This is a genomic window from Mesorhizobium sp. M1396 (assembly GCF_040317725.1).
In the GTDB taxonomy this organism is placed as follows: domain Bacteria; phylum Pseudomonadota; class Alphaproteobacteria; order Rhizobiales; family Rhizobiaceae; genus Mesorhizobium.
On record NZ_JAMYLA010000066.1, the window covers coordinates 21959 to 32025 of the forward strand.

General features: G+C 61.0%; 7 protein-coding genes, 2 pseudogenes and 1 other annotated feature. Of the genes and pseudogenes, 2 read left to right on the forward strand and 7 right to left on the reverse strand.

Features of this window, described 5'->3' with window-relative positions; all coding sequences use genetic code 11:
- Positions 1 to 7: 7 nt before the first annotated feature.
- The 6 genes from NKH02_RS29985 to NKH02_RS30010 all read right to left on the reverse strand — a co-directional run bounded on the left by NKH02_RS29985 (position 8) and on the right by NKH02_RS30010 (position 7163).
- Positions 8 to 2395: a xanthine dehydrogenase family protein molybdopterin-binding subunit gene (locus NKH02_RS29985; RefSeq protein WP_352883270.1), complete on the reverse strand. Its 2388-nt coding sequence runs from the start codon at positions 2393 to 2395 to the stop codon at positions 8 to 10.
- Positions 2396 to 2408: 13 nt separating this feature from the next.
- The gene (locus NKH02_RS29990; protein ID WP_352872292.1) at positions 2409 to 2885 is read right to left on the reverse strand and encodes a (2Fe-2S)-binding protein; all 477 of its coding nucleotides are present in this window, start codon (positions 2883 to 2885) and stop codon (positions 2409 to 2411) included.
- Between the two features lie 13 nt (positions 2886 to 2898).
- Positions 2899 to 4002 (reverse strand): ABC transporter ATP-binding protein, encoded by a 1104-nt coding sequence (locus NKH02_RS29995; protein WP_352883266.1) that lies wholly within the window; start codon positions 4000 to 4002, stop codon positions 2899 to 2901.
- Positions 3999 to 4913 carry an ABC transporter permease gene (locus NKH02_RS30000; RefSeq protein WP_352872296.1) on the reverse strand — a complete coding sequence of 305 codons (915 nt, stop codon included), beginning with the start codon at positions 4911 to 4913 and terminating at the stop codon, positions 3999 to 4001. The genes NKH02_RS29995 and NKH02_RS30000 overlap by 4 nt, the downstream gene beginning before the upstream one ends.
- On the reverse strand, positions 4910 to 5785 hold the full coding sequence (locus NKH02_RS30005; RefSeq protein ID WP_352872298.1) for an ABC transporter permease: 876 nt from the start codon (positions 5783 to 5785) through the stop codon (positions 4910 to 4912). Before NKH02_RS30005 ends, NKH02_RS30000 begins: the two co-directional genes overlap by 4 nt.
- 67 nt (positions 5786 to 5852) lie before the next feature.
- Positions 5853 to 7163 (reverse strand): ABC transporter substrate-binding protein, encoded by a 1311-nt coding sequence (locus tag NKH02_RS30010; protein WP_352883268.1) that lies wholly within the window; start codon positions 7161 to 7163, stop codon positions 5853 to 5855.
- A 708-nt stretch (positions 7164 to 7871) separates the two neighbouring features.
- On the opposite strand from NKH02_RS30010, the pseudogene NKH02_RS30015 reads away from it, so the two are divergent.
- Positions 7872 to 9099, forward strand: a pseudogene (locus NKH02_RS30015) (IS3 family transposase).
- Positions 8156 to 8272: a sequence feature (AL1L pseudoknot), on the forward strand. Its footprint overlaps the pseudogene before it by 117 nt.
- 303 nt (positions 9100 to 9402) lie before the next feature.
- Positions 9403 to 9648, forward strand: a complete 246-nt coding sequence (locus NKH02_RS30020) for a hypothetical protein (protein ID WP_352874133.1) — start codon at positions 9403 to 9405, stop codon at positions 9646 to 9648.
- 106 nt (positions 9649 to 9754) lie between these two features.
- Here NKH02_RS30020 and NKH02_RS30025 read toward each other — a convergent pair.
- Positions 9755 to 10067: pseudogene (locus NKH02_RS30025) on the reverse strand (hypothetical protein); the annotation flags it as partial.

A 10067-nucleotide genomic window follows, 5' to 3' on the forward strand; every position in this document is an offset into this window, starting at 1 on the left:
AGCCCCCTCATTCGGCTGCAAGCGCGGCGCGTGAATTGCGGATGATGTTCCAGATCCGGTTGGGCGTTGCCGGCATGTCGACATGGGTGATGCCCAGTGGCTGCAGGGCGTCGACCACGGCATTGATGACGGCAGCCGGCGAACCGATGGTGCCGCATTCGCCGCAACCTTTCACGCCCATCGGCGTATGGGTACAGGTCGTCGAATGCGGCGCCACGATGATCGACGGAAAATTGTCGGCGCGCGGCATGCAATAATCCATGAAGGACCCGGAGAGCAGTTGTCCGGAGCTTTCGTCATAGACCCCGTGCTCAAACAGCGCCTGACCGACACCCTGGGCGATGCCGCCTTGCAACTGGCCCTCGACAATCATCGGATTGATGATCGTGCCGACATCATCGACGGCGGTATAGCGCTCGAGCGTCACCGTGCCGGTGTCGGGGTCGATTTCGACTTCGGCGAAATGCGCGCCGCCGGGATAGGTGAAATTGACCGGGTCGTAGAAGGATTGCTCCTCGAGCCCGGGTTCGAGCGTTTCCAACGGATAATCGAACGGTACATAGGCCGCGCCGGCGATCTCGGTGAACTTCTTCTTGCGGTCCGTGCCGGCGACGGAAAACTCCCCCGCGTCGAAGATGATATCCCCTAGATCGGCCTCGAGTTGGTGGGCCGCGATCTTCCTCCCCTTCAAGATCACCTTGTCGGCCGCCTTCGAAAGTGCCGCGCCGCCGACCACGAGCGAGCGCGAGCCGTAGGTGCCCATGCCGAACTGCACCTTGGCGGTGTCGCCGCAGACGATGTCGATATCCTCGAAGGGTACCCCAAGGCGATCCGAGACGATCTGCGCGAACGTCGTTTCATGGCCCTGGCCGTGATTGTGAGTGCCGATCAGCACGGTGACGGCACCGGTCGGATGCACGCGCACCGTGGCACTTTCATAGAGGCCGCCGCGCGCGCCGAGACTACCGGCGAGCCGCGATGGCGCAAGCCCACAGGCTTCCACGTAGGTGGAGAGCCCAAGGCCGCGATATTTGCCGCGGCGCGCCGATTCCAGCCGCCGCTGCTCGAATCCTTCCACATCGGCGAGCTTCTCGGCCCGGTCGAGGCAACCCATCGGGTCGCCGCTGTCATACTCGACGATGACCGGCGTCTGATAGGGATAGGCCTCTGTCGGGATCATGTTGAGACGTCGGATGGCGCGCTTATCAATACCCATCTCGATCGCCGCCACGTCGACCAGACGCTCCAACACGAAGGTTGCTTCCGGCCGCCCGGCACCGCGATAGGCATCGACGGGAACGGTGTTGGTGAAGACCACCTTGACCGAGCAGTGGATGGCCGGCATCCGGTACACCCCCGATAGCAGCGGTGCATAAAGATTGGTCGGGATATTGGGTCCGAAGGTCGAGAGGTAGCCCCCCATATTGGCGAGGGTGCGCACCCTCAAACCCAGGAACTTGCCGCTCTCATCGAGGGCCAGATCGGCCTCGGTGAAATGGTCGCGGCCATGGGCGTCGGAGATGAAGCCTTCCGACCGCTCGCATACCCACTTGACCGGTAGGCCGAGCTTGGCGGCTGCCCAGGTGACGACGGCTTCCTCGGCATAGTGGAACTGCTTGACGCCGAAGCCGCCGCCGACGTCTGGCGCCACGACGCGCAATTTGTGCTGGGGGATATGAAGCACGAACTCGCCCATCAAGAAGCGCACCACATGCGGAAACTGGCTGGTGGTCCACAGCGTATGCTGGCCAGTGGCGAAATCATATTCACCGATGGCCGCGCGCGGCTCCATCGGATTGCCTATGAGGCGGTTGTTGACGAGTTCGATGCTGGCGATATGCGCGGCGTCAGTAAAAGCCGCCTCCACGGCGGCGGCGTCGCCCAGTTCCCAGTCGCAACAAAGATTATCTGGGATCTCGTCGTGGACGGCGGGCGCCCCCGCCTGCAGGGCCTCGACGACGCCGACCACGGCGGGCAGGACCTCGTACTGGACTTCGATCGCCTCCACGGCGCTCCGCGCCTGCTCGACCGATTCCGCCACCACAAAGGCGACGGCGTCGCCGACGTGGCGCACCTTGCCATGCGCGATCGGCGGGTGTGGCGGCTCCTTCATCGGGTTGCCGTCCTTGCCGTGGATGCCCCAGCCGACCGGTAGTCCGCCGACATTGTCGGCTTTAAGATCTTCGCCGGTATAGATCGCCGCCACGCCCGGCATGGCCCGCGCTGCCGTCGCATCGATCGCTCCAAGCCGGGCATGCGCATGCGGCGAGCGCAGGAACGCGCCGTACAACATGCCCGGCCGCCTCATGTCCGCGACGTAGTTGCCGCGCCCGGTAACGAAGCGCAGATCCTCCTTGCGCTTTGGCGACGCGCCGATACCGACCACTTTTGACATGTTCATAAGCCCCTCACTTCGCATCGCGCATGGCGGCAGCGCCGGCGATCACCGATTTGACGATGTTGTGGTAGCCGGTGCAGCGGCAGAGATTGCCCTCCAACCAATCGCGCACCTTCGTCTCGGTCGGGTCGGGATCGCGTCCGACGAGATCGACCGCGCTCATCAACATGCCCGGCGTGCAGAAGCCGCATTGCAGCCCATGGTTTTCATGAAAGGCCTGTTGCATCGGATGCAGACTGGCACGCCCGGCAACCGACAGGCCTTCGACCGTCATCACCGAGCCACCATCGGCCGAGACAGCCAGCATGGTGCAACTCTTCACGGACTCGCCGTTGAAATGCACGAGGCAGGCACCGCATTGACTGGTGTCGCAACCGACATGAGTTCCCGTGAGCGAGAGCTGCTCGCGCAGAAGCTCAACCAGGAGCGTCGCCGGATCCACCGAGACGCTGATCGGGCGTGTGTTGAGTGTAAGATTGATTTCCATCACGGGCTCCGGGCTAGGCAAGCAAATGTGCGCGGTCGATCAGCCATGCGGCAAGGACGTTGTCGCCCACATCGAACGGATTCTTGAAAAAACGGCGCTCCGGCACATAGGCGACGAATTCCGTCTCGCCGGCCGCGTCAAGCATCACCTTGACGAAGTTTCCCTGGTACTCGATGCCGAGGATCGTCGCCGGCACCGATGCCATGTCCTCGGAGAGTACCGTATCCTGGCGGAAGAGCTCGACATCGTCGCGCCGCACCGCGATGTCGATTGCCTGGCCGGCCTCAAGCCGGGCACCAGCGTGCACCGGAATCTGAATGCCGGCGATCTCGGGGCTCGCGATCATCGCCCGCGTGCCGTTGATCTTGCCGACCTTGCCGCTCAGGACATTCTGCCCGCCAAGAAACTCCGCGACGTAGCGATCCTTCGGTGCGGCATAGATTTCGCGCGCCGGACCCGACTGCTTGATCTTGCCGTTCTCCATGACGACGACCATGTCGGCGAGCGCAATCGCCTCGAGCTGGGTGTGCGTGACATGAACGAAGGTGATACCGAGTTCGCGCTGCATGCGTCTCAGCTCGGCGCGCATCCTGATGCGCAAATGCTCGTCGAGCGCCGACAGCGGCTCGTCGAGCAGCAGCACCCGCGGCTCGGTGATGGCGGCGCGGGCCAGCGCCACGCGTTGCTGCTGGCCACCAGACAGCTGCGCCGGGAGACGGTCGGAAAACTCGGTCATCCGCACCTTCTCGATCATGGCGTCGGTCTTGGCGTAGCGCTCCGTCTTCGAAAGCCCGCGAACCCTGAGCGTGAAGGCGATGTTGTCGCGCACCGTGAGATGCGGAAACAGCGCGTAGGACTGGAACATCATCGCCGTGCGGCGCTCGACCGGCGGCAGGCCGACGACATTCTCGCCGCCAATCAGGATCTCGCCGACGGTCGGATCCTCATGGCCCGCGATCATGCGCAGGATCGTGGTCTTGCCGCAGCCTGACGGGCCGAGAATGCAGCAATAGGCGCCGTCCGGGATCTTCAGATTGACGCCGTCGACCGCATAGGTGAAGCCGTCATAGCTCTTGGCAACCCCGGCGATTTCGATATGGCCCTTGCCGAGGCTCATGCCGCGCCTCCCAACTGGCCAGACGGGCGCGACTCGCGCCGATTCCGCATGGAGGCGATCGTGCCCAGGCTCGCAGCAATGACAACAAAGGAGACGATCGTTGTGACAGTGCCGAGCGCATAGAGCGCCGGTGAGGTGATGTTCAGCGTCATGCTCCAGATCTCCAGGGGCAGCGTGTTGAGCGAGCCGGCCGTCTGCAGCGTCCGGGCAAATTCATCGTAAGACAGCGTGAAGCCGAACAGCGCGACAGCGACAATGCCGGGCGCCAGCACCGGGATCACAACGAGGCGGATCGTCTGCCAGGGCGAGGCGCCGAGATCGCGCGCGGCCTCCTCCCAGGCATGGTCGAACCGCGACATGACAGCGAACATGACAAGCACCCCGAAAGGTAGCGTCCATGAAAGCTGCGCGCCAAGCGCCGATGTGAACAGGCTTGCCTCGACGCCGACCGCGTTGAAGATGAGCCCGACGCCGATGCCGAGCACCAGGCCAGGAGCAACCAGGCTGCCGATCATCAGGTAGAAGATGATCGTGTCGCCAGCGAAGCGCTTGCGGAAGCCGAGCCCGGCCAAGAAGGACACGGCCACCGTCAGCACCGTGACCACGATCGCAAGCTCGAACGAGCGCTCGAAGGAGCCTTTGACATCGCCGGTGCGAACTTGCGTGAAGAGGTCGACGAACCAGTGCAGCGACAGGCCCTTCATCGGGAAGACCAGCCCGCCGCGCAGATCCTGGAAGGAAAGAATATAGATGCAGGCCATTGGACCGTAGAGCGCCATCAAATAGAGGGTGAACAGGGTGGCAAGCACGTAGAAGGTCCACGGCCGGCGTCCACTGGCCGGCGCGATCGCCCTGCTTCTGCGCGCCGGTGCGCTGGCGACGGTTGCGTCCGAGACACGGGCCAGGCTCATCGCGTGATCTCCTTGCGAATGTCGACCAAGCGCAGGATCAGGCCGACCGTGACAACGAGGATTGTCGTCAGCAGAACCGCACTTGCGGCTGCGGTCGGATACTGCAGCACAGAGATGTCCTCGTAGAAGGCGCCGACGACCGAGGCCGAACCGCCGCCCGACATCACCTTGACCACGAAGAAATCGCCCATGACGATCGAGATGACGAAGATCGAGCCCAGCGCGATACCACTCTTCGACAGCGGCACGATGATCAGCCGCATGATGTCGAAACGACTGGCGCCGGCGTCCAGCGCGGCCTCGACGATGCGTTTGTCGATCCGCCCCATGGCATTGAAGATTGGCACGATCATGAAGATGGTCAGTTGGTGGACATAGGCGACCACCACCGCGAAGCTCGAAAACAGCAGGAATTCGAGCGGCTGGTCGATCAAGTCGAGCTTGAGCAAGGCCTCGTTGACCAGCCCTTCCTTGCCAAGCAAGGGGATCCAGGAAATCATCCGGATGATGTTCGAGGTCCAGAACGGCACCGTGCAGAGCAGGAACAGCCCAAGCGCGAGCAATTGGTTTCTGACATGGAAGACGAGGAAATAGGCAACGAAGAAGCCGATGAGGAGACTGAAGAACCAGGTCAGCACGGTGAACTTGATCGTCTCGTAATAGAGATTGAACGTCAGTCCCGAGGTCAGGATCTCGGTGTAGTTGTCGAGGTTGAAGGCCGGCAACAATCCCCCGAACCCGTCGGTGTCAAAGAAGCTCGCGGCCACCACGGCGATCAGTGGCAGCACGAAGAAGGGGATCAGCACGACGACCAGTGGAGCCACGTAAGCCCATCCGGCCAGATTTTGCTTCAACGCAGCGCTTTGCGCCATCGCGGAACTCCGAAGATTTCGGATGAAGGTACGACCGGGCACGGCGTGCCCGGTTACGGCTAGCGCCTCAGGCGACCTTGAAGTCGTTCCAGCGCTTGTTCATGTAGGCCGCCTCGTCCATCAGCGTGTTCCAGCACGAGATATTGGTTACGCGCTCGACGAAGGAGCCGCCGTCGCGCACGGTGCCCACCTTCTCCATTGGCACACCATAGGGATCCTTGACCTCTTCCGGTGCCGGTTTGCCCTCGTACCAGAAGGTGTATTCGGCTGGCGTCATGAACTTCTTCGCAGTGGACGGGACCGGACTGTAATAGCCGTAGCGGCTGACGAAGGCACCCTGCCAGCCCGACATGTACCAGTTCATATATTCATAAGCTGCGTCGAGCTTCTTTCCGGTAAGATGTTTCATCAGGCCCATGCCGTTGCACCAGCCGCGATAGCCTTCCTTGTCGCCCTTCTTGTTTACCGGGGCATAGACGCAAGGAATTTCCTTGACCCTCACAGCGGCGACGGCTGGCGACCACATCGACTGGATGATCACCTCGCCAGCCGCCATCAACTGCACCGATTGGTCGAATGTGGTCCAGGTGGCCCGGAAGTGGCCCGACTTCTTCAGTTCGATCAGCTTGTCGATGGTGAAGTCGATCTCGGCCTTGGTCATGTTTCCCTTGTTGCCGTATTTTATCAGGTCGGCGCTCTCAAAACAAAGAGCGGCGTCCATGATGCCGATCGCCGGCACGTCGAGGATCGCCGCTTTGCCCTTGAACTTCGGGTCGATCAATTCCTTCCATTCGGTGACCGGATGGCCGACCAGATCGGGACGGTAGCCGACGGAATCGGCATTGTAGACCTGCGGGACATTCGTCAGCCATTCGGTGACGCCGTCATGCAGTTCGGTCGAGCCCGGTTTCTCGATGTAGAGCGCCTCATAGGGAGAGATACCCTGGCGCGGGATTTTGTGCCCGTCGAGTTCACCTTTGGTGAAGATCGGCAGGAAGTTGTCGAATTCCTTGATCCTCTTGGCTTCGATGCCCTGGATCACGCCGCGCTTGGCAGCGAGCTTGGCCTGCCAGCCTTCGAGATCGGCAATGTCGACCGAATTCGGCTGGGTGATAAAACGATTGATGGCTGCCGAGGTGTCGAGATTCTGCATCGTCACCTTGAAGCCGAGGTCCTTGGCGGCCTGGTCACCGATGGCCTTCACCACCGAGTACGAAACGCCGAGATGGCGCAATTCAATGTCCTTGATTTCCTGGGCCCAGATCGTTGGAAACCCGCCGATCGCACCCGATCCGACGGCGGCTCCGGCAGTGGCCGCGCTGCCTTTGAGAAACTTTCTTCTGGTCAGTGCATTCGTCGACGCTTTCACCTGTTTCATGGTCAAACCCTTCCCCTGTATGTCGAACCTGTCGTCGGCAATCCACATTCCTTCGATGTCTGGCTGTCTGCTTGAGAGCAGGATATATTTTTTGCGTTGCCCGCCAAATTAGAAGTAAAAATTCCAATTATAAGCCGCGCAAATCTGCCGCCGATTTGGGCACGGGTAAGCACAAACCTGCCAAAACATATGCAGAAAGCTCAATTTCCTGGGATTTTCTGCCAGAATATTGAGCAAACCGGCCATTCTGTTTCGCGAAGACGCGCAGTAGCCGAATTAAAATAACGCTAGGGCGCTCTGGCTGAGGCCCCATCGCTGAATCTTAAGAACACGCCTTGCGAACGGTTCAGGTTTGAATGGGCTTGAGTGGCGCGTCCCTCTGCAAGCTCCAGAGTAAAGCGCTAGAGCCGCCGACTGGCTTCCCCTTGTGTCGCCTTCATTCGCGTGCTGCGTGCGCGATCATGCCCGCATCTCGGGTGGGGGGAAGGGCGATAGCGCTCTTCCGACTCGAGCCCCCGATAAGCGCTTCGATGAAGTTTGCACCACTGCGGATCCCGACCGCCAACGTCCTTCATAAGCGCGCGCAATTCGGCTGGAGGCGCAAAGCATTTCGAAAAGCATCCAGGAACCTCAGTCAAACTGGACGCAGCGGCGGACGATGAGGTTCACGGATATCGCAGCGAACGTCCGCAATGGAGCGGCGGAGCCATGACAAGCAAGACGACCAACAAGTTCTCTCCCGAGGTCCGAGCCCGTGCGGTGCGGCTGGTTCTGGATCACGAAGGCGAGCATGCCTCGCGGTGGGCGGCGGTCTCGTCGATCGCCGCCAAGATCGGCTGCACGGCGCAGACGCTGCATGAGTGGGTGAAGAAGGCCGAGCGCGACAGTGGCGTGCGAGCCGGTGTGCCTACGGATGTGGCGACGAAACTCAAGGCTTTGGAACGCGAGAACCGCGAGCTTCGCCAGGCCAACGAGATCCTTCGCAAGGCTTCCGCGTATTTTGCCCAGGCGGAGCTCGACCGCCGGTTCAAGCCATGATCGCGTTCATCGACGATCACCGCGAGGCGCATGGGGTCGAGCCGATCTGCAAGGTGCTGCCGATCGCCCCGTCGACCTACCACGACCATGTCGCCAAGCGCATCGATCCCTCCCGGCTGTCGGCTCGGGCGAAGCGGGATGAGGCTTTGAAGGATGAGGTCCGACGCGTGTTCGAGGCTAACTTCCGCGTCTACGGCGTTCGCAAGATCTGGCGGCAGTTGCAACGCGAGGGCTTCGATGTCGCCCGCTGCACGGTTGCCCGCCTGATGAAGGCCATGGGCCTCGAAGGCATCATCCGCGGCAAGCCGATCCGCACCACGGTGAGCGACAAGGCGGCACCATGCCCTCTCGATCACGTCAATCGCCAGTTCCATGCCCCGGCGCCGAACATGCTGTGGGTCTCCGACTTCACCTACGTCGCGACCTGGACGGGCTTCGTCTATGTCGCCTTTGTCATCGACACCTATGCGCGAAGGATCGTCGGCTGGCGGGTGAGCCGGACGGCGCATGCCAGCTTCGTTCTGGACGCTCTGGAACAGGCTCTCCATGATCGGCGGCCCGTGCAGGGAGGCGGGCTCATCCATCACAGCGATAGAGGCAGCCAATACGTCTCTATCAGATACACCGAGCGCCTGGCGGAGGCCGGCGTCGAACCTTCGGTGGGCAGTGTCGGCGACTCTTAGACAATGCTCTCGCCGAAACGATCAACGGTCTTTACAAGGCCGACGTGATCCCATCGACGCGGACCCTGGCGCTCATTCGAGGCCGTCGAGCCACGCTCGAATGGGTCGACTGGTTCAACAATCGCCGGCTGCTGGAGCCCATCGGCAACATCCCGCCGGCCGAAGCCGAGGAACGCTACTACGCCATGCTCGAAGACCCAGCCATAGCCGCGTGACTCAAACGAAACGGCCTCCGGAAAACCCGGGGCGGTTCAGTTCGTTCGCGAACCGCGTCACGCAAACGGACTCATCGAATGGATCTACGGATTGCCGCGGAGGTACATGACAATGTCGACGTAAGGCCATTTGTAGTTGACCATCCCCATATAAGGGTTTCGGGTGCCGGCAGGCGACCAGTTTTTGGCCGCCTGCTTTCGTACCGATTCTTTTTTTGCCTATCTATATTCTCTTGCGCTAATATAAAATTAACGTAACGTCAGATGGCAGCATCTGGGGATGCTCAACTGAGGGCGTTTCTCATGAAAATGGCGTTGTTCTGTGCGGTCGTCCTGTTGGCTGGAAATGGTCCTGTTGATGCCAAGGAGAAGAAAACGGTGATCAGTGACGCCGCTGCCCTTTGCTCGGCCAAGCATTCGGTAAAGAAAGACGTTCCAGAGCTGGACTGCAGTTTGACAGGAACTGCCACAGCCCCGCTCAATGGCACTGAACCAACAAAACAGCGCCTCGGATATGATACCAATCCTTGGATCGTGACCGGCTTTTGATTTTCACGGGAACGGGCATACTCTGGCGCAACCGTGTCGTTGGTGACCTCGGCCGCTGAAGCAACAACTTTGCAGCCTATCGTTCCGTCATATGCGGGCGTCCAGCCTAACTCCCGACCATCGGCACGGTAACGGTTGTCGCGTAGTTGATCGGGAAGTTGCTGAAGTAAGGGAACTCGATGACGAAGGCATAGCTGGCGGTCAGATGGGCCATGCGGAAGCCACCGCTCGCCGGGTCGAAAGCGATCGTGACGTTCACATCCTTCAAACCCAGGGCCTCCAATTTCTGCGTGGCGATCGATTGGATGTGTCGGCCTGGGTCAGCGTGTTCTTGAGCTGCAGCGAGCGTGATGATGTCTCCAACACATAGCGAACGCTGGACACGGAGTGCATCGACCAGCCGAAGGCGAAGATCCCGA